This window comes from Microbulbifer maximicatervae (SeqCode), assembly GCF_052467305.1.
The window spans coordinates 5,308,602-5,329,488 of sequence record NZ_CP174306.1 but is presented as its reverse complement, the minus strand read 5'-3'; the positions used below and the strand labels follow the sequence as shown (position 1 = coordinate 5,329,488).

Below are 20,887 nucleotides of genomic sequence, written 5' to 3'. Positions count from 1 at the left end.
CCCTTATTTAGCAGCTTTTTTGCGGCTCTTTACCGGCTTCTCATCGGGCACTTCGTCACCGATTACCTCACCTTTAAAGATCCACACCTTGATACCGATGATGCCGTAAGTAGTCTTCGCTTCAACATTGGCGTAGTCAATGTTGGCGCGCAGGGTGTGCAGGGGCACACGGCCTTCGCGATACCATTCGGTACGCGCGATTTCTGCACCGCCAAGACGGCCACTTACTTGAATCTTGATACCTTCGGCACCCTGACGCATAGCGTTCTGTACGGCACGCTTCATAGCGCGACGGAACATAACACGGCGTTCCAGCTGCTGGGCAACGTTCTGGCCAACCAGAGCCGCGTCCATATCAGGCTTGCGCACTTCTTCAATGTCGATGTGCACAGGTACGCCCATCTGCGCGCTTACTTCTTTGCGCAGACGTTCTACGTCTTCACCTTTTTTACCGATCACGATGCCCGGACGTGCAGTGTGAATCTTCACACGTGCAGTGTTTGCCGGACGTTCGATCTCGATACGGCTCACAGAAGCGTGGGCCAGTTTTTTGCGAATGTATTCGCGAACTTTCAGATCCGTGTACAGCTTGTCTGCGTACTCGTCGCTGCCGGCATACCAAACAGAGGTATGCTTTTTAACGATACCCAGACGAATGCCGGTAGGATGTACTTTTTGTCCCATGGTTTTCTCGCCTGCTCTCTTATTTCTCGGCCACTTTCACAGTGATGTGACAAGTACGCTTAAGAATGCGATCAGCACGACCTTTAGCACGCGGCTTAATGCGCTTCATGGTCATACCTTCGTCCACAAAAATTGTGGAAACCTTCAGCTCGTCAACGTCAGCACCTTCGTTGTGCTCAGCGTTGGCAATGGCCGACTCCAGTACTTTCTTAATGATCGCCGCACCCTTTTTAGTACTGAAAGCCAGTATATCCAGGGCCTCTTCAACGCCTTTGCCGCGAACCTGATCAGCTACCAGTCGCGCCTTTTGCGCCGATAGACGTGCGCCGCGTAATTTTGCTGCTACTTCCATCTTTATAACCTCGGCTTAGCGCTTCTTCGCTTTCTTGTCCGCAGCATGACCGCGGTAAGTGCGGGTAGCAGCGAACTCGCCCAGTTTATGGCCAACCATTTCTTCGTTAACCAAAACGGGCACGTGTTGACGACCGTTGTGCACGGCAATCGTCAGTCCAACCATTTCCGGCATAATCATGGAACGGCGGGACCAGGTTTTAATCGGCCGGCGATCGTTTGCTGCAATCGCTGCCTCCACCTTCTTGATCAAATGCAGATCAATAAAGGGACCTTTCTTTAATGAGCGTGGCACTGTCGATTCCTCTCTAGCTGCTCAGACATCGCGCGGCTTACTTGCCGCGACGACGTACTATCATCTTATCGGTGCGCTTGTTCTTGCGCGTTTTCTTACCCTTGGTCGGAACGCCCCACGGAGTAACCGGATGACGACCACCAGAGGTACGGCCTTCACCACCACCGTGCGGGTGATCTACCGGGTTCATCGCCACACCGCGAACGGTAGGACGAACACCACGCCAGCGTGCAGCACCGGCTTTACCCAGCTTGCGCAGGCTGTGCTCGGAGTTGCTCACTTCACCCAGGGTTGCGCGGCACTCAGCGAGAACCTTGCGCATTTCGCCGGAACGCAGACGAATGGTCGCATACTGACCTTCACGAGCTACCAGCTGCACAGAGGCACCAGCAGAACGGGCCAGCTGAGCGCCTTTGCCTGGCTTCAGCTCGATCGCGTGGATTACAGAACCTACCGGAACGTTGCGCAGAGGCAGAGTGTTACCCACAACAATCGGTGCGGCATCGCCGGACTGAATGGTGGCACCTGCTTTCAGGCCTTTCGGTGCGATAATGTAACGACGCTCACCGTCGGCGTAACACACCAGAGCGATGTGTGCGCTGCGGTTGGGATCGTACTCCAGACGCTCAACTTTAGCCGGAATACCGTCTTTGTTGCGCTTGAAGTCGATTACACGGTAGTGCTGCTTGTGGCCACCACCGATGTGACGGGTAGTGATACGACCATTGTTGTTACGGCCACCACTTTTGCTCTTGCTCTCCAACAGAGGAGCGTAAGGAGCACCCTTGTGCAGGTCGGTGTTAACAACCTTAACCAGGTGACGACGGCCGGCGGAGGTCGGTTTTGTTTTTACAATTGCCATTGTAACGGTCCCCTTTACTCAGCAGCTTCAAAATTGATGTCGCTGCCCTCAGCCAGGCGAACGTAGGCTTTTTTCCAATCGCTGCGCTGGCCCATGCCATTGCGAGTGCGCTTGGTTTTGCCCTTTACGTTCACGGTGCGAACCTGCTCAACGGAAACGTTAAACAGCTTCTCAACCGCAGCCTTGATCTCAGCTTTTTCGGCGTCGGTGGTAACCTTGAAAACTACCTGATTGGCGCTATCCGCCAGTCCAGCAGCTTTTTCGGAAATTACCGGGCCCAGCAGTACTTTGTAGAGTCGCTCTTGGTTCATCCCAGCACCTCTTCAATTTTCTTGAGCGCAGAAACGGTAACCACGACCTTATCAAAGCGAATCAGGCTTACTGGATCGATCGCCTGTACATCGCGGACGTCGATCTTGTGCAAGTTGCGTGCGGCCAGGTAGAGGTTTTCGCTAACCTCTTCAGTCACGATCAGCGCATCGGACAGGTCAAACTGAGCCAGTTTGCTTACCAGCTGCTTGGTCTTGGGTGCGTCCACATCAAAGGACTCAACCACTACCAGGCGCTCCTGACGAGCCAGCTCAGACAGAATGCAACGCAGTGCAGCGCGGTACATTTTTTTGTTCAGCTTAACGCTGTGATCGCGCGGATCAGCGGCGAAGGTTACGCCACCGGAACGCCACAGCGGGCTGCGGATAGTACCGGCACGTGCGCGGCCAGTACCTTTTTGGCGCCATGGCTTCTTACCACCACCAGAAACATCGGAACGATTTTTCTGCGCCTTGGTACCCTGGCGAGCGCCGGCCATGTAGGCCACAACTGCCTGGTGTACCAGATCTTGGTTGAACTCACGTCCGAAAGTCACTTCAGAGACAGCTACTGTGCCTTTAGCGCCTTCGGGAGTAGCGATATTCAGTTCCATATCTATTTCCCCTCAGACTTAGGCTTTAACTGCCGGACGAACGATAACGTTGCCACCGGGTGCACCGGGTACAGCGCCTTTAACCAACAGCAGGTTGCGTTCGGCATCGACACGAACCACTTCCAGGTTTTGCACGGTTACGCGCTCAGCACCCATATGTCCGGCCATCTTCTTGCCTTTCCATACGCGGCCAGGAGTCTGACATTGACCGATAGAACCGGGTGCGCGGTGAGACAGGGAGTTACCGTGGGTTGCGTCCTGGGTGCGGAAATTCCAACGCTTAACGCCGCCCTGGAAGCCTTTACCTTTGGAAGTGCCGGTTACGTCGATCATCTGGCCAGCTTCGAAGCTGGAAACAGTAATTTCAGAACCGATTTCGAAAGTCTCTTCGGAACCGTCAGTGCGCAGTTCGAAAAGATTTGTGCCAGCCTCTACATTGGCTTTGGCGAAGTGGCCCGCTGCGGGCTTGGAGACACGGGAAGCTTTGCGGCTGCCTACTGCTACTTGAACAGCGCTGTAACCGTCAGTTTCCTGAGTTTTCACTTGGGTGACGCGATTCGGAGCAACCTCAACAACGGTTACCGGAATGGATACGCCATCTTCAGTGAAGATGCGAGTCATGCCGCTCTTGCGGCCGACAATACCTATAGTCATCTTTTTTAACCTCTCAGTGCACGGGGCTTTAACCCACTGCGGCCGCCCAATTTCAGAGCGTTACACTACCCGGACCGTTTTCGTCCGGGATTCGGTAGTTAGTAAAAGTGTTAGCCGAGACTAATTTGGACCTCAACACCGGCCGCCAGATCGAGCTTCATCAGCGCGTCGACGGTTTTCTCGGTAGGCTCAACGATGTCCAGCAAACGCTTGTGAGTACGGATCTCATACTGATCGCGAGCGTCTTTATTAACGTGCGGGGAAATCAGTACGGTGTACTTCTCTTTGCGAGTCGGCAGCGGGATAGGACCGCGAACTTGTGCGCCAGTGCGCTTAGCCGTCTCTACGATCTCCTGAGTGGACGCGTCGATCAGCTTGTGATCGAAGGCCTTCAGGCGAATACGGATACGTTGACCCTGCATGGAATCAAACTCCAATTATTAACTAAAGAACGTCCTCTTACGCAGCCCCGAGGGCGGGCGAAAAGGAGCGCGAATTCTACGGGGAGCGCAGCAGGCTGTCAACTGTACAGGCTGATCAAATTTCAATCTGCTGAAACTACAATTGAGTACCCCAAGCGGAACGAGGTATCCACAATGACTATCGCCGCAACACTGAGTCAATATTTAAATGACCAATCGGTCGATTATCATCTGATTCAGCATCCACACACTCGCACCAGCCGGGAAAGTGCCCGCGCCGCCCATGTGCGCGAGGATCAGGTGGCAAAAGCGATTTTGCTTCAGGATATAGAGGGTTACGTAATGGCTGTGATCCCAGCCAGCAGCAGCCTCGACATGCGCTCTCTTCACAATGAGACAGGGCGAAACTCACTGCAAATGGTCTCGGAAACCGAGCTCGGCGCCATATTCCCAGACTGTGAACTGGGCGCCCTGCCCGCCCTAGGCCAGGCTTACGGAATTACCACCCTGCTAGACACCAGTCTTGGACACCGTGAAACCATTTACTTTGAGGCCGGTGACCACGAAGAGCTGGTCGAGATGAGCGGCCCTCAATTCACCAAGCTGTTTGCGGGCAGCAGAAGCTGTGATTTAAGCCGGGATTGGCCATAAGCTCGCTAGATTAAAAGCAAATATTAGCGGCCGCAGATATGCCGGAAAGGATTCAATATTGAGCCCCTAACAGAGAGGGGTGATGCTCGCAGCACCAAACAACACCAGCTGGTGCAAGTAGGCAATTATCGGGCACAAAAAAAGCCGCAGCGCGTCCGCTGCGGCTTTTTATTTAGATCAGGAGTAACTATTACTCGATGATCTTGGCAACAACGCCCGCACCTACGGTACGACCACCTTCGCGGATAGCGAAGCGCAGGCCGTCTTCCATGGCGATCGGAGCGATCAGGGTAACAACCATTTGAATGTTGTCGCCCGGCATTACCATTTCAGTACCTTCCGGCAGCTCTACCGCACCAGTTACGTCGGTAGTACGGAAGTAGAACTGAGGACGGTAGCCTTTGAAGAAGGGGGTGTGACGACCACCTTCGTCCTTGGACAGTACATACACTTCCGCTTCGAACTTGGTGTGCGGAGTGATGGAGCCCGGCTTAGCCAGTACCTGACCACGCTCTACTTCGTCACGCTTGGTGCCGCGCAGCAGTGCGCCGATGTTCTCACCAGCACGACCTTCGTCGAGCAGCTTGCGGAACATTTCAACACCAGTACAGGTAGTAGTGGTGGTTTCTTTGATACCAACGATTTCGATCTCGTCGCCAGTGTTGATCACACCGCGCTCTACACGACCAGTTACAACGGTACCACGGCCAGAGATAGAGAATACGTCTTCGATCGGCATCAGGAACGGCTGATCTACAGCGCGCTCTGGCTCAGGGATGTACTCGTCCAGAGTCTCTACCAGCTTCTTAACAGCGGTAGTACCCATTTCGTTGTCGTCTTCGCCGTTCAGGGCCATCAGAGCGGAACCAACGATGATCGGAGTGTCGTCACCTGGGAACTCGTACTGGTCCAGAAGTTCGCGAACTTCCATTTCCACCAGCTCGAGCAGCTCTTCGTCGTCTACCATGTCCGCTTTGTTCAGGAATACAACGATGTAAGGTACACCTACCTGACGGGAAAGCAGGATGTGCTCACGAGTCTGCGGCATGGGGCCGTCAGCTGCGGAACATACCAGGATAGCGCCGTCCATCTGAGCAGCACCGGTGATCATGTTCTTAACGTAGTCGGCGTGTCCCGGGCAATCTACGTGCGCGTAGTGGCGAGTCGGGGACTCGTACTCAACGTGAGAAGTAGCGATGGTGATACCGCGCTCACGCTCTTCCGGTGCATTGTCAATACCGTCGAAAGCAACAGCGTCACCGCCCCAAACTTCCGCACATACGCGGGTCAGAGCAGCGGTCAGGGTGGTTTTACCGTGGTCAACGTGACCGATGGTGCCCACGTTCACGTGGGGCTTGGAACGTTCAAACTTTTCTTTTGCCATCTTTAGATGTCCTCTAGCTAAAAGTTTGCCAAAGGGGCCCCAGCTGTTGGCCCGGCCCCCTTTAAGCAGAAGTTAATTAGGCCTTAGTCTTGGCGATGATCTCATCGGCAACATTTTTCGGCGCTTCGGCGTACTTCAGGAATTCCATGGTGTAGGTAGCACGGCCCTGAGTAGCAGAACGCAGGTCGGTTGCGTAACCGAACATTTCTGCCAGAGGTACTTCCGCATTGACAACCTTACCGGAGGGGTTGTCTTCCATACCCTGGATGAGACCACGGCGACGGTTGAGGTCACCAACCACATCACCCATGTTCTCTTCCGGAGTTACCACTTCCACCTTCATCATCGGCTCGAGCAGCACCGCACCGCCCTGACTGGACAGCTTCTTGGTCGCCATAGAACCGGCGATCTTAAACGCCATTTCATTGGAGTCCACATCGTGGAAGGAACCGTCGTACAGAGTCGCCTTCAGGCCCAGCAGCGGATAGCCAGCCAGAACACCGTTCTTCATCTGCTCTTCGATACCTTTCTGTACCGCAGGAATGTATTCCTTCGGTACCGCACCGCCCACGATTTCGTTAACGAATTCCAGACCTTCCTGAGACTCGTCTTCGGCAGGCTCAAACTTCACCCATACGTGACCGTACTGACCGCGACCACCGGACTGACGAACGAACTTACCTTCGATCTCAGAGGTGTTGCGGATAGTTTCACGGTAGGCAACCTGAGGCTTACCGATGTTCGCTTCAACGTTGAACTCACGCTTCATGCGGTCAACGATGATATCCAGGTGCAATTCACCCATACCGGAGATAATGGTCTGACCGGTTTCCTCGTCAGTCTTCACGCGGAAGGACGGATCTTCCTGGGCCAGCTTGCCGAGGGCAATACCCATTTTTTCCTGGTCCGGCTTGGACTTGGGCTCAACCGCAACAGAAATTACTGGCTCGGGGAACTCCATACGCTCCAGAACAATCTTGTTGGCTTCGGAGCACAGGGTGTCACCAGTGGTTACGTCTTTCAGACCAATCGCAGCAGCGATGTCACCAGCCAGTACTTCTTTAATTTCCTGACGATCGTTGGAGTGCATTTGCACCATACGACCGACACGCTCTTTCTTCATTTTTACGGAGTTGTATACCGCAGTACCGCTCTCCAGCTTACCGGAGTAAACACGGAAGAAAGTCAGGGTACCAACGAAGGGGTCGGTAGCAATTTTGAACGCCAGTGCAGCGAACGGCGCATTGTCGTCAGCTTCGCGGCTCTCAACAGTTTCGCCATCTTCCAGAGTACCTTCGATCGCCTTAACTTCAGTCGGCGCCGGCAGGTATTCGATAACTGCGTCCAGTACAGCCTGTACACCCTTGTTCTTGAACGCAGAACCGCCCAGAACCGGTACAATTTCGTTGGCCAGGGTACGCTGACGGATAGCTGCCTTGATTTCTTCTTCGGACAGCTCACCTTCTTCCAGGTATTTTTCCATCAACTCTTCGCTGGCTTCAGCGGCCGCTTCTACCAGGTACTCGCGCATTTCGTCGCACTCGTCCTGCAGCTCAGCGGGGATGTCAGCGTAGTCGAAAGTCATGCCCTGGTCGGCTTCATTCCACAGAATGGCCTTCATCTTCACCAGGTCAACAACACCCTTGAACTCGTCCTCAGAGCCGATGGTCATCTGCAGAGGGACAGCATTCGCGTTCAAGCGGTCTTTCAGCTGGCTCACAACGTTGCGGTAGTTCGCACCGGCGCGGTCCATTTTGTTTACGAATACCATGCGCGGTACTTCGTATTTGTTTGCCTGGCGCCATACGGTTTCAGTCTGAGGCTGAACACCAGAGGAGCCACACAGCACAACAACAGCACCGTCGAGTACGCGCAAGGAGCGCTCAACTTCAATAGTGAAGTCAACGTGTCCTGGGGTATCGATGATGTTTACGCGGTGCTGGTCGAACTGCTGCTGCATGCCAGACCAGAAACAGGTAGTTGCAGCAGAAGTAATGGTGATACCACGCTCCTGCTCCTGCTCCATCCAGTCCATGGTGGCAGCACCTTCGTGTACTTCACCAATTTTGTGGGATAGACCAGTGTAGAAAAGTACGCGCTCGGTAGTAGTGGTTTTACCGGCGTCTACGTGGGCACAGATACCGATGTTACGGTAACGTGCGATGGGCGTTTTACGTGCCACAGTTGTATCCTCGATATAACGGCAAAAGGCAGCCTGGAATTTTCCGTGCTGCCTTTCGGTATTAATTTCCGATGTTGGTATTCATCAGACTTAGAAGCGGTAGTGAGAGAATGCCTTGTTGGCTTCTGCCATGCGGTGTACATCTTCACGCTTCTTGACCGCGCCACCCTTGTTTTGGGCTGCATCGATCATTTCGTTGGCCAGACGCTGAGCCATAGATTTCTCACCGCGCTTACGGGAGAACTCCACCAACCAACGCATTGCCAGAGCCGTACGACGCGAGGGGCGCACTTCTACAGGCACCTGATACGTCGCACCACCAACACGGCGGGACTTTACTTCCACCATAGGCGCGATATTTTCCAAAGACTCCTCGAATACTTCGATCGGATCTTTGTTCAATTTTTCAGAAATAGTTTCAAGTGCACCGTATACGATACGCTCTGCAACTGACTTCTTGCCGCTGATCATGACGTGGTTCATGAACTTGGCCAGGGTGACGTTCCCGAACTTGGGGTCCGGTAGCACTTCGCGCTTGGCGACTACTCGTCTTCTCGGCATGGGTATTGCCTCTCTTCAGGGTTATTCTGAGACGCCGCCGTAAAACATTACAATCCGGCGAGCTCAGCCTTACTCCGGTTGGAAACCGAAACGCAAATCGTTAAAGGTGATTAACCTTTAGGACGCTTGGCGCCGTACTTAGAACGGCCCTGCTTGCGATCGTTTACGCCGGCACAGTCAAGTGCACCGCGTACAGTGTGGTAGCGCACACCCGGCAGGTCTTTTACACGACCGCCGCGAATCAGTACCACGCTGTGCTCTTGCAGGTTGTGGCCTTCACCACCGATGTACGAAGTTACTTCGTAACCGCTGGTCAGACGCACACGGCAAACCTTACGCAGTGCAGAGTTCGGCTTCTTCGGTGTAGTGGTGTACACACGAGTGCAAACTCCGCGACGCTGCGGGCTAGCCTGCAGAGCAGGAACGTCGCTTTTTTCAACTTTGCGTTTTCTCGGCTTACGAACCAACTGGTTGATCGTTGCCATTAAAAATCACTCCAAAAATAAAATGCCCCCACCTCTAACAGTGAGGGCCTATCGTCTGTGTGTATCGTCCGATCCTGGGATCAAACGGAACACCCCACATAAGCGGGGGCCGCATTCTATAAGCGACAACCCGCCTAGTCAATCGGCGACGGAAGTAAGTGCTTACATCACAGACAGTCGCCAATATCAGATCGGGCACCTGAGTGCCCCAACCTACCCCACTCCACCAACAGATAGAGTGGGATACGCCTTATTCGCCTGAGGACTTCAGTGCCTCAGTCAGAGCTGCTTCAACCTCAGCTGCGGAAGGTCCTTCACCGAAGGCCTCTTCCAACTGCAGGCTGCGCTTGCGCTTGCGCTCGCTGTGGTAAGCCAGACCGGTACCAGCCGGGATCAAGCGACCCACAACCACGTTCTCTTTCAAGCCGCGCAGGTTGTCTTCCTTACCAGTTACCGCCGCTTCGGTCAGAACGCGAGTGGTTTCCTGGAACGAAGCCGCTGACAGGAAGGACTCAGTTGCCAGGGACGCTTTGGTAATACCCAGCAGCAGGCGTTCGAACTGAGCGGGCTGCTTGTTCTCGGCACGCAGCTGTTCGTTCTCTTCGATCACGCGCTGGTATTCAACCTGGTCGCCCTTAATCAAGCTGGAATCACCCATCTCGGTGACTTCAACTTTACGCAGCATCTGACGCACGATGGTTTCGATGTGCTTATCGTTAATGCCTACACCCTGGAGGCGGTAAACCTCCTGGATCTCGTTGGTGATGTAGCGAGCCAGCTCTTCAACACCTTTCAGGCGCAGAATATCGTGCGGGTTGGACGGGCCATCGGAGATAACCTCACCCTTCTCTACGGTTTCACCTTCGAACACGGTCAGCTGGCGGTGCTTTGGAATCAGAACCTCGTAGTGGTCCTTACCATTGGCCAGCGGCTTGCCGTCGCGCGGAGTAATCTGCAGACGAACCTTGCCTTTGGTCTCCTTACCGAAGGAAACGGTACCGGAGATTTCCGCCAGAATGGACGGCTCTTTCGGCTTACGCGCTTCAAACAGGTCGGCAACGCGGGGCAGACCACCGGTGATATCCTTGGTACCGCCGGATTCCTGCGGAATACGTGCAATTACGTCACCCACGTTCACCTGCTTGCCTTCAGCCAGGCTGAGGATCGCGCGCGGCGGCAAGGCGTAGTGCGCAGGCGCATTACTGTTCGCCAGAGTCAGCTCTTCACCATTCTCATCCAGCAGGGTTACCGCTGGGCGCAGGTCTTTACCCGCAGCCGGGCGCTCGGCCGGATCGATAATCTCGATAGAGGACAGGCCGGTGATATCGTCGGTCTGCTTGCGGATGGAGAGTCCTTCTTCCATACCGGACAGTTTCACCCAACCGGCAACCTCGGTGATGATCGGGTGGGTATGCGGGTCCCACTTGGCCACGATCTGGCCACCGTCTACCTCGGCACCTTCGTAGACGCTGATCACAGCACCGTAAGGCAGCTTGTAGCGCTCGCGTTCGCGACCGGCGCTGTCGGCAATCGCCAGCTCACCGGAACGGGACACGGCTACCAGAGTGCCAACTTCGGTCTTAACCGTCTTAACATTGTGCAGACGTACGGTACCGCCCTGCTTCACCTGGATGCTGTCCGCAGCGGAGGCACGGCTTGCAGCACCACCGATGTGGAAGGTACGCATGGTCAGCTGGGTGCCCGGCTCACCGATGGACTGTGCGGCAACAACGCCCACAGACTCACCCGGGTTGGCGCGGTGGCCACGGGCCAGGTCGCGGCCGTAACACTGGGCACAGATACCGTGTGCAGTCTCACAGGTGATCGGAGAGCGAACCAGAACCTCATCGATGCCCATGGCTTCGATGCGCTCTACCCACTTCTCGTCGATCATAGTGCCGGCAGAAACGGCGATTTCGTCACTGCCTGGCTTCAGTACATCGCGGGCCACTACACGACCGAGGATACGGTCACCGAGAGATTCGATAACATCACCGCCCTCGATTACCGGCGCCATGGTCAGACCGTCGTCGGTGCCACAATCCAGCTCGGTAATTACCACGTCCTGGGCCACGTCAACCAGACGGCGGGTCAGGTAACCGGAGTTAGCGGTTTTCAGTGCGGTATCCGCCAGACCTTTACGAGCACCGTGGGTCGAGATGAAGTACTGCTGTACAGTCAGGCCTTCACGGAAGTTTGCCGTAATGGCGTTCTCGATAATGGAGCCATCCGGACGGGCCATCAGACCACGCATACCAGCGAGCTGACGGATCTGAGCTTCAGAACCACGAGCACCGGAGTCTGCGTACATATATACAGAGTTGAAGGAGTCCTGCTTGGTCTCGTTGCCCTCGCGGTCGATCACCTTCTCTTTCTTGATACCGGCCATCATCGCCTGGGTTACCTTGTCGTTGGTGCGGGACCAAACGTCGATAACCTTGTTGTACTTCTCACCCTGGGTTACCAGGCCGGAAGCAAACTGGCTTTCAATCTCTTTCACTTCCGCTTCAGCGGCATCGATCAGTTCAGCTTTTTCCGCCGGAATCTCAAAGTCGTTCACACCAATGGAGGAACCGGACTTGGTAGAGAAGTCGAAACCGGTGTACATCAGCTGGTCGGCAAAAATAACCGTCGCCTTCAGGCCTACCTTGCGGTAGCACTCGTTCAGGGCGCGGGAGATCGCCTTTTTCTTCATCGGCTGGTTAACGTGCGCAAACGGCAGGCCTTCCGGCACGATGTTCCACAGCAGCGCGCGGCCTACAGTGGTGTCCTGAATGGAGATAGTCTCGTGCTTCTCACCGTCTTCGCCGACGATATTTTCGCGGATACGCACCTTGATCTTCGCTTGCAGGCCAACCTGCTTGGCGTAGAAAGCGCGGCTCACTTCTTTGATATCGGAGAAGAACATGCCTTCGCCTTTATCGTTAACGCGCTCGCGGGTCATCCAGTACAGACCCAGTACCACGTCCTGGGACGGTACGATGATCGGCTCACCGTTGGCAGGCGACAGGATGTTGTTGGTGGACATCATCAGCGCGCGGGATTCCAGCTGCGCTTCGATCGTCAGCGGTACGTGTACCGCCATCTGGTCACCGTCGAAGTCGGCGTTATAGGCCGCACAAACCAGCGGGTGCAGCTGGATTGCCTTACCTTCAATCAGTACCGGTTCAAACGCCTGGATACCCAGACGGTGAAGGGTCGGTGCACGGTTAAGCAGTACCGGGTGCTCGCGGATCACTTCGTCGAGGATATCCCAAACAACAGCTTCCTCGCGCTCAACCATCTTCTTGGCAGCTTTGATCGTAGTGGCCAGGCCACGGGATTCCAGCTTGCCAAAGATAAACGGCTTAAACAGTTCCAGTGCCATCTTCTTGGGCAGACCACACTGGTGCAGACGCAGGGTCGGACCTACCACGATCACGGAACGACCGGAGTAGTCAACACGCTTACCCAGCAGGTTCTGACGGAAACGACCCTGCTTACCTTTAATCATGTCAGCCAGGGACTTCAGCGGGCGCTTGTTGGAGCCGGTGATGGCGCGACCACGACGGCCGTTATCCAGCAGTGCGTCAACAGATTCCTGCAGCATGCGCTTTTCGTTGCGCACGATAATGTCCGGCGCGTTCAGCTCAAGTAGACGCTTCAGACGGTTGTTACGGTTGATCACACGACGGTAGAGGTCGTTCAGATCGGAGGTCGCGAAACGACCGCCATCCAGCGGTACCAGCGGGCGCAGATCCGGCGGCAGAACCGGCAGAGCCTTCATCACCATCCACTCCGGGTTGTTGCCGGACTTGTAGAAGGCTTCCAGCAGCTTCAGGCGCTTGGACAGTTTCTTGATCTTGGTTTCGGAGTTGGTCGCCGGGATCTCTTCGCGCAGGCGCTGGATTTCTGCGGGCAGCTCGATGTCCGCCATCAGCTCCTGGATCGCCTCGGCACCCATTTTCGCTTCAAACTCGTCGGCGAACTCTTCCATCGCCTCAAAGTACTGCTCGTCATTCAGCAGCTGGCCGCGCTCCAGGGTAGTCATACCCGGCTCGGTAACAACGTAAGATTCGAAGTACAGCACGCGCTCGATATCGCGCAGGGTCATGTCCAGCAGCAGGCCGATACGGGACGGCAGGGACTTCAGGAACCAGATGTGTGCAACCGGGCTGGCCAGCTCGATGTGACCCATGCGCTCACGGCGAACCTTGGCCTTGGTCACTTCAACGCCACACTTCTCACAGATAATGCCGCGGTGCTTCATGCGCTTGTACTTACCGCACAGGCACTCGTAGTCTTTTACCGGGCCAAAGATCTTGGCACAGAACAAGCCTTCACGCTCAGGCTTAAAGGTACGGTAGTTGATGGTCTCCGGCTTTTTCACTTCGCCGTAGGACCAGGAGCGAATCATGTCCGGTGATGCCAGACCGATACGAATCGCATCAAACTCTTCCAGCTGCTCCTGGGACTTCACCAGATTTAATAAATCTTTCAAGGCCTTTCCTCCACTAGGGGGTAGTCAACCCGGCACTCGCACTAGCCGCCGGGCTAGCCAGCTGCCCCACTGCTTCGAGGGGCGCTGGCACTTGTCTCATTTCACCTGCCAACAGGCTTCGGTACGGGTTCGGATTTACTCGTGCTCAAGCTCAAAGTTCATACCGAGAGAGCGGATTTCCTTAACCAGTACGTTGAAGGATTCCGGCATGCCCGGCTCCATGCGGTGGTCGGAGTCCACGATGTTCTTGTACATCTTGGTACGGCCTTCCACGTCATCGGATTTAACCGTGAGCATTTCCTGCAGGGTGTATGCAGCGCCGTAAGCTTCCAGCGCCCACACTTCCATCTCCCCGAAACGCTGACCACCGAACTGGGCTTTACCACCCAGCGGCTGCTGGGTAACCAGGCTGTAGGAACCGGTAGAACGCGCGTGCATCTTGTCGTCTACCAAGTGGTTCAGCTTCAGCATGTACATGTAGCCCACAGTTACCGGACGCTCGAAAGCATCGCCGGTGCGGCCGTCGTGCAGGGTGATCTGACCGGAATCCGGGATATCGGCAAGACGCAGCAGCTGCTTGATCTCACTTTCATCGGCACCGTCAAATACCGGGGTCGCCATAGGTACACCGCGACGCAGGTTTTGCGCCATGGTCATGACTTCCTCATCGGAGAACTCGTCGAGTTCTTCCTTGCGTCCGCCAGTGGAGTTGTAGACCTCTTCCAGGAATCCGCGCACCTTGGCGATTTCCTGCTGCTCCTTGATCATCTTGTCGACTTTAACGCCGAGGCCTTTAGCGGCCATGCCCAAGTGCATTTCCAGAACCTGACCAACGTTCATCCGCGAGGGAACGCCCAGCGGGTTCAGGACGATATCTACCGGCTCACCGTTTTGGTCATAAGGCATGTCCTCAACGGGCTTGATTACGGAGATAACACCTTTGTTACCGTGACGACCGGCCATCTTGTCGCCCGGCTGGATGCGGCGTTTGATCGCCAGGTAAACCTTGACGATTTTCAGCACGCCCGGAGCCAGGTCATCGCCGGACTCCAGTTTCTTCTTCTTGTCTTCGAAGGCTTCGTCGAGCAGCTTGCGACGCTCTTTCAGCTGAGCTTCCGCTTTTTCCAGCTGATCGTTCAGGCTGTCGTCTTCCATACGCAGCTTGAACCAGTCTTCGCGCGGCAGAGCGGCGAGGACTTCAGCGGTCATCTCATCGCCCTTCTTAACACTCTTACCACCGGCGGCCTTTTGGCCCAGCAGAGCCTGTTGCAGACGCTCGAAGGTCGCACCTTCAACGATGCGGTATTCTTCGTTCAGATCCTTGCGAACCTCGTCCAGCTGTGACTTCTCGATATCGAGGGAGCGCTGGTCTTTCTGCAGGCCGTCGCGGGTAAATACCTGAACGTCGATCACCGTACCGCGGGTGCCACTGGGCGCGCGCAGGGAGGTGTCCTTAACGTCGGAAGCTTTCTCTCCGAAGATTGCGCGCAGCAGTTTTTCTTCCGGAGTCAGCTGGGCTTCGCCCTTCGGAGTGACCTTACCGACCAGGATATCGCCAGCGCCTACTTCTGCGCCGATGTATACGATGCCGGACTCGTCCAGCTTATTCAGGGCAGATTCGCCAACATTGGGGATATCCGCAGTAATTTCCTCACTGCCCAGCTTGGTATCGCGGGCAATACAGGTCAGCTCCTGAATGTGGATGGTGGTGAAGCGGTCTTCCTGTACAACGCGCTCACTGATGAGGATGGAGTCCTCAAAGTTGTAACCATTCCAGGGCATAAATGCGATGCGCATATTCTGGCCCAGAGCCAGCTCACCCAGGTCTACAGAGGGACCATCGGCGAGAATATCGCCACGGACTACACGATCGCCAGTATTAACGATCGGGCGCTGGTTGATACAGGTATTCTGGTTGGAGCGGATGTATTTGGTCAGGTTGTAGATATCCACACCTGCATCACCGGCTTCCACCTCAGCGTCGGCCACGCGAACAACCACACGGCTGGAATCAACGCGCTCAATAATGCCGCCGCGCTTAGCAACCACACACACGCCGGAGTCGCGCGCTACAGTGCGCTCCATACCGGTGCCCACCAGCGGCTTTTCAGCGCGCAGGGTCGGTACCGCCTGACGTTGCATGTTCGATCCCATCAATGCACGGTTGGCGTCATCGTGCTCGAGGAATGGAATCATCGCCGCAGCTACGGAAACCACCTGTTTGGCGGAAACATCCATATACTGGATTTCGCCCGGTGCTTTCAGGGTAAATTCGCCCTGGTGACGCACGCTGATCAGGTCATCAACAAAGTTGCCGTTGTCATCTACTTCCGCAGACGCCTGGGCAATAATGAAGTTGGCTTCATTGATCGCGGACAGGTACGCAATTTCATCAGTTACCTTGCCATCGACCACTTTGCGGTAGGCGCTCTCGAGGAAACCGTAATGGTTGGCGCGGGCGTAAGTGGCCAGGGAGTTAATCAGACCGATGTTCGGTCCTTCCGGCGTCTCAATCGGACATACGCGGCCGTAGTGAGTCGGGTGCACGTCGCGCACCTCAAAGCCAGCGCGCTCACGGGTCAAACCACCCGGGCCGAGGGCGGAAACACGACGCTTGTGAGTCACTTCCGACAGCGGGTTGTTCTGGTCCATAAACTGGGACAGCTGCGAGGAACCGAAGAATTCCTTCACGGCAGCGGCAACCGGCTTGGCATTGATCAGGTCCTGAGGCATCAGGCCTTCGGACTCCGCCATGGACAGGCGCTCTTTAACAGCGCGCTCTACACGTACCAGGCCAACGCGGAACTGGTTTTCAGCCATTTCGCCTACGGAACGCACGCGACGGTTACCCAGGTGATCGATATCGTCGACCATGCCCTGACCGTTGCGGATATCGATCAGAGTCTTCAGAACTTCGACGATATCTTCTTTGCTCAGAGTGCCGGGGCCAGTTTCGTCTTCGCGACCCAGGCGTCGGTTGAACTTCATGCGGCCAACAGCGGACAGGTCGTAACGCTCGTCGGTAAAGAACAAGTTCTCGAACAGCGCTTCTGCGGACTCCTTGGTGGGCGGTTCGCCCGGGCGCATCATACGGTAGATCTCTACCAGCGCTTCCAACACAGTGCGAGAAGGCTCTGCACGCAGGGTGTCGGAGATAAACGGACCGCGATCCAGGTCGTTGGTGTACAGGGTTTGGAAACTCTTAACGTTCAGTACACGCAGCTTGGCGATTACTTCATCAGTAATCTCGGTGTTACAGTCGATCGCGATCTCACCGGTGGACTCATCGATGATGTCGTTCGCCAGTACACGGCCAAACAGGTACTCGAGCGGTGCTTCCAGCTTTTCTACGCCGGCCTTTTCCAACTGACGGATATGACGCGGGGTAATACGGCGACCCTCTTCGACAATCACCTTGCCCTGGCCGTCTTTGATGTCAAAAGAAGCAACATCACCGCGCAGGCGAGACGGAATCAGCTCCAGGCTGACACGGTCTTCCAACAGCTCAAAGGTGCTGGTCTCGAAGAACATTTCCAGCATTTCCTGGGAGGTGTAACCCAGGGCACGCAGCAGAATAGTCGCTGGCAATTTACGGCGACGATCGATACGCACAAACACCAGGTCTTTCGGATCGAACTCGAAGTCCAGCCATGAGCCACGGTAGGGGATGACACGCGCGGCGTACAACAGCTTACCGGAAGAGTGAGTCTTGCCTTTGTCGTGATCGAAGAATACACCCGGGGAACGGTGCAGCTGGGATACGATAACGCGCTCGGTACCATTGATTACGAAGGTACCGTTGTCGGTCATGAGCGGAATCTCGCCCATGTAAACTTCCTGCTCTTTAATGTCCTTAATGGACTTATTCGCAGATTCTTTATCGTAAATAATCAGACGCACGCGCACGCGCAGCGGACATGCATAGGTAACGCCGCGCAGGGTACATTCCTTAACGTCAAAAGCGGGCTTACCCAGCGTATAACTTACGTACTCCAGGGCGGCATTGCCGGAATAGCTGACAATCGGAAATACAGATTTAAACGCCGCTTGCAGGCCAACGTCCATACGGTCGTCGGGGCGCTTGTCGGCCTGTGTAAAGTTGCGATAAGAATCGAGCTGTATCGCAAGCAGAAAGGGCACATCCATGACCTTAGGCAGTTTGCCAAAATCCTTGCGGATACGTTTTTTCTCAGTATATGAGTAAGCCATTCAAATTCCCCAGCTTGATCAGTGACAAGACTTCGTGGGACTCCAGTCCAGAGCCCCTCCGGGCGAGAAGCCTCTGGTCAATGCAACTTGCCTGCACTGGCCAGAAACCTCTCCGCTTGCTTTTGGGTAGCGCTACTGCGCTATGGTTAAATGAGGTTTGCCACGGTTTTTAAATCCCGCCGGCACCGGTAAAAACCTCAGTACCGCAAACGGCAAAAAGGCCGGCGGACAAAAGTCCACCAGCCTTACCGCTACCCGCCGCTTTACGCGACAGCTAGCGGGAGACGCAAGAACCGAATTACTTCAGTTCTACAACTGCGCCAGCTTCTTCCAGCTCTTTCTTAGCTGCTTCAGCTTCGTCTTTGCTTACGCCTTCTTTCAGCGGGCTCGGAGCGCCGTCTACCAGACCTTTAGCTTCTTTCAAGCCCAGGCCAGTGATGCCGCGAACAACTTTGATCACGTTCACTTTCTTGTCGCCTGGGGAAGTCAGGATTACGTCGAAAGAGTCTTTCTCTTCAGCGGCAGCTTCGCCACCAGCTGGGCCAGCTACAACTGCTGCAGCAGCAGTTACGCCGAATTTCTCTTCCATTGCTTCGATCAGCTCAACAACATCCTTAACGGACATTTCGGCAACAGCATTGATGATATCTTCTTTAGTCAGAGACATGATTCAGTACCTGAATTGGTTTGAGCAGTAGCTGCTCGTATTTCGTTTTGAAACTGCGATTCGCTCTAGCGAAAAAATTACGCAGCTTCCTGCTCTTTTTGGTCGCGAACGGCCGCAATAGTGCGAACCAGCTTGCCAGCAGATGCTTCTTTCAACACGCTCATCAGCTTGGCGATCGCCTCGTCGTAAGTCGGCAGGCTTGCCAACAATGCGACGTCGGTGATCGCGCCTTCGAAGGCAGCACCTTTCAGTTCCAGCTTGTCATTGCCTTTAGCGAACTGGCTCAGGATGCGCGCGCCGGCACCTGGGTGTTCGTTAGAGAATGCAATGATGCTAGGACCTACGAATTTGTCAGTCAGACATTCGTATTCGGTACCTGCCAGAGCGCGACGCGCCAGAGTGTTGCGGACGACTTTCAACCAAACGCCGTTCTCGCGAGCCTCTTTGCGCAGAGTGGTCATGTCATTCACGGTTACGCCGCGGGAATCCGCAACAACCGCAGACAGAGCACCTTCAGCAGCTTGCTGGACATCTGCGACAATCGCTTTCTTGTCTTCGAGTCCAATAGCCATAGTGTCACTCCTGGATTTGAAAAAAACCGGACTTAAACGTCCGATCCGTTCCGGTGCATAAAGCTCAAATCCAGTAAAAATACTGGTTTGGGCGACACCGTCTGCGTAGGCTCGAACCTCGCAATGGCCAACCTGGCCGAAGTTCGGATTAAGCCAGGCACGTTAAACCTCAACGCACCTGACACCTACGGTCTTTGACGGCCCACCTTGTGCCGAAGCATTCAGGTGGACCCCAAAGTTCGATTTACTGAGAGGTGATCACACCCCGCAGTGATATTTAGATGTTCAGGGAAGACTGATCGATAACCAGACCCGGGCCCATAGTGGTGCTCAGGGTGATCTTCTTCAGATATACACCTTTTGCAGAAGCCGGCTTGGCTTTCTTCAGGTCGGCAACCAGAGCTTCCAGGTTCTCTTTCAGAGAGTTCGCATCGAAAGCAACTTTACCGATACCACCGTGGATAATGCCGCCCTTGTCAGCGCGGAAACGCACCTGACCCGCTTTGGCATTCTTAACCGCAGTAGCAACGTCTGGAGTTACGGTGCCAGTCTTCGGGTTCGGCATCAGGCCGCGCGGGCCGAGGATTTGACCCAGCTGACCTACAACGCGCATCGCATCGGGAGAAGCGATAACTACGTCGAAGTCCATTTTGCCTGCTTTAACGTCGGCAGCCAGCTCGTCCATACCGATCAGGTCAGCGCCCGCTTCTTTAGCGGCATCAGCGTTTGCACCCTGGGTGAAAACAGCTACGCGAACTTCTTTACCGGTACCGTGCGGCAGAGTAGTTGCACCGCGAACAGCCTGGTCGGATTTACGTGGGTCGATGCCCAGGTTTACAGAAGCGTCTACAGTTTCTGCAAACTTAACGTTGGACAGCTCTTTCAGCAGGGCTACGGCTTCTTCGATACCGTAAGCCTTACCAGCTTCAACCTTCTCAGCGATTACGCGCTGACGCTTGCTCAATTTAGCCACTTAGAGACCCTCCACTTCGATACCGGCGCTGCGAGCGGAACCGGCGATAGTGCGCACGGCCGCGTCCAAGTCGGATGCAGTCAGGTCTGCTTTCTTCATTTCTACGATCTCTTCCAGCTGAGCGCGGGTTACTTTACCCACTTTCTCAGTGTTCGGACGACCGGAACCGCTCTTGATCTTGGCAGCCTTGCGCAGCAGTACAGCGGCGGGCGGCGACTTCATGATGAAGGTGAAGGATCGGTCGTTGTATACAGAGATTACAACTGGAACTGGCAGACCTGGCTCGAGGCTCTGGGTCTGGGCGTTGAACGCCTTACAGAATTCCATGATGTTCACACCGTGCTGACCCAGTGCGGGACCAACGGGCGGACTCGGGTTGGCCTGACCGGCCTTAACTTGCAGCTTGATATAAGCTTCTACTTTCTTAGCCATTACAGCTCTCCTCTAGTTGGGTATTAACGCCCGCCACTCAGCCATAAGGTTTAAGGGCAAGCTCCCCGAACCCCGAAATAAAAACTCATTTTTCGGGGACG

General features: G+C 55.0%; 19 protein-coding genes. 1 reads left to right on the top strand and 18 read right to left on the bottom strand.

The annotated features are described in order from the left end of the window. Positions 1-3: 3 nt before the first annotated feature. From rpsC to rpsJ, 8 genes are all read right to left on the bottom strand, one after another. Entirely contained in the window at positions 4-684 is a 681-nt protein-coding gene (gene rpsC / locus ACJJI4_RS23255; RefSeq protein WP_282934396.1) for a 30S ribosomal protein S3, read from the bottom strand. A gap of 19 nt (positions 685-703) precedes the next feature. Next, positions 704-1,036: a 50S ribosomal protein L22 gene (gene rplV / locus ACJJI4_RS23250; protein WP_282934397.1), complete on the bottom strand. Its 333-nt coding sequence runs from the start codon at positions 1,034-1,036 to the stop codon at positions 704-706. A gap of 15 nt (positions 1,037-1,051) precedes the next feature. Further along, positions 1,052-1,330: a 30S ribosomal protein S19 gene (gene rpsS, locus ACJJI4_RS23245; protein WP_069946924.1), complete on the bottom strand. Its 279-nt coding sequence runs from the start codon at positions 1,328-1,330 to the stop codon at positions 1,052-1,054. Between the two features lie 37 nt (positions 1,331-1,367). Continuing rightward, on the bottom strand, positions 1,368-2,192 hold the full coding sequence (gene rplB / locus ACJJI4_RS23240) for a 50S ribosomal protein L2 (RefSeq protein WP_108731657.1): 825 nt from the start codon (positions 2,190-2,192) through the stop codon (positions 1,368-1,370). A gap of 14 nt (positions 2,193-2,206) precedes the next feature. Then, positions 2,207-2,503: a 50S ribosomal protein L23 gene (gene rplW, locus ACJJI4_RS23235; protein WP_282934398.1), complete on the bottom strand. Its 297-nt coding sequence runs from the start codon at positions 2,501-2,503 to the stop codon at positions 2,207-2,209. Continuing rightward, complete coding sequence (gene rplD / locus ACJJI4_RS23230) at positions 2,500-3,114, bottom strand: 50S ribosomal protein L4 (protein WP_020411385.1); 615 nt, start codon at positions 3,112-3,114, stop codon at positions 2,500-2,502. The genes rplW and rplD overlap by 4 nt, the downstream gene beginning before the upstream one ends. Positions 3,115-3,132: 18 nt before the next feature. After that, on the bottom strand, positions 3,133-3,768 hold the full coding sequence (gene rplC / locus ACJJI4_RS23225; protein ID WP_108731654.1) for a 50S ribosomal protein L3: 636 nt from the start codon (positions 3,766-3,768) through the stop codon (positions 3,133-3,135). 110 nt (positions 3,769-3,878) lie between these two features. Further along, positions 3,879-4,190 carry a 30S ribosomal protein S10 gene (gene rpsJ / locus ACJJI4_RS23220; protein ID WP_010133849.1) on the bottom strand — a complete coding sequence of 104 codons (312 nt, stop codon included), beginning with the start codon at positions 4,188-4,190 and terminating at the stop codon, positions 3,879-3,881. A 174-nt stretch (positions 4,191-4,364) separates the two neighbouring features. Here rpsJ and ACJJI4_RS23215 point away from each other — a divergent pair, with 174 nt between their 5' ends. Continuing rightward, positions 4,365-4,841: an aminoacyl-tRNA deacylase gene (locus tag ACJJI4_RS23215; protein ID WP_282934399.1), complete on the top strand. Its 477-nt coding sequence runs from the start codon at positions 4,365-4,367 to the stop codon at positions 4,839-4,841. A gap of 190 nt (positions 4,842-5,031) precedes the next feature. Here the strand turns inward: ACJJI4_RS23215 and tuf are convergent, their stop codons facing one another. The 10 genes from tuf to rplK form a co-directional block, all read right to left on the bottom strand. After that, entirely contained in the window at positions 5,032-6,225 is a 1,194-nt protein-coding gene (gene tuf, locus ACJJI4_RS23210) for an elongation factor Tu (RefSeq protein WP_108731642.1), read from the bottom strand. A 76-nt stretch (positions 6,226-6,301) separates the two neighbouring features. Beyond that, a complete protein-coding gene (fusA, locus tag ACJJI4_RS23205) occupies positions 6,302-8,407 on the bottom strand; it encodes an elongation factor G (protein WP_282934400.1) in 2,106 nt (701 codons plus the stop codon). Positions 8,408-8,497: 90 nt separating this feature from the next. Next, entirely contained in the window at positions 8,498-8,968 is a 471-nt protein-coding gene (gene rpsG, locus ACJJI4_RS23200; protein WP_152451131.1) for a 30S ribosomal protein S7, read from the bottom strand. A gap of 110 nt (positions 8,969-9,078) precedes the next feature. Beyond that, positions 9,079-9,453 (bottom strand): 30S ribosomal protein S12, encoded by a 375-nt coding sequence (gene rpsL, locus ACJJI4_RS23195; protein ID WP_108731651.1) that lies wholly within the window; start codon positions 9,451-9,453, stop codon positions 9,079-9,081. 250 nt (positions 9,454-9,703) lie between these two features. Further along, the gene (rpoC, locus tag ACJJI4_RS23190) at positions 9,704-13,933 is read right to left on the bottom strand and encodes a DNA-directed RNA polymerase subunit beta' (protein WP_282934401.1); all 4,230 of its coding nucleotides are present in this window, start codon (positions 13,931-13,933) and stop codon (positions 9,704-9,706) included. A 135-nt stretch (positions 13,934-14,068) separates the two neighbouring features. Next, positions 14,069-18,142 carry a DNA-directed RNA polymerase subunit beta gene (gene rpoB / locus ACJJI4_RS23185; RefSeq protein ID WP_282934402.1) on the bottom strand — a complete coding sequence of 1,358 codons (4,074 nt, stop codon included), beginning with the start codon at positions 18,140-18,142 and terminating at the stop codon, positions 14,069-14,071. Between the two features lie 298 nt (positions 18,143-18,440). Beyond that, positions 18,441-18,809, bottom strand: coding sequence for a 50S ribosomal protein L7/L12 (gene rplL, locus ACJJI4_RS23180; RefSeq protein WP_282934403.1), 369 nt, complete (start codon positions 18,807-18,809; stop codon positions 18,441-18,443). Positions 18,810-18,886: 77 nt separating this feature from the next. After that, complete coding sequence (gene rplJ / locus ACJJI4_RS23175; RefSeq protein WP_282934404.1) at positions 18,887-19,381, bottom strand: 50S ribosomal protein L10; 495 nt, start codon at positions 19,379-19,381, stop codon at positions 18,887-18,889. Between the two features lie 277 nt (positions 19,382-19,658). After that, positions 19,659-20,354 (bottom strand): 50S ribosomal protein L1, encoded by a 696-nt coding sequence (gene rplA / locus ACJJI4_RS23170; protein WP_108731646.1) that lies wholly within the window; start codon positions 20,352-20,354, stop codon positions 19,659-19,661. After that, positions 20,355-20,786, bottom strand: a complete 432-nt coding sequence (gene rplK / locus ACJJI4_RS23165; RefSeq protein WP_108731645.1) for a 50S ribosomal protein L11 — start codon at positions 20,784-20,786, stop codon at positions 20,355-20,357. Positions 20,787-20,887 lie beyond the last annotated feature (101 nt).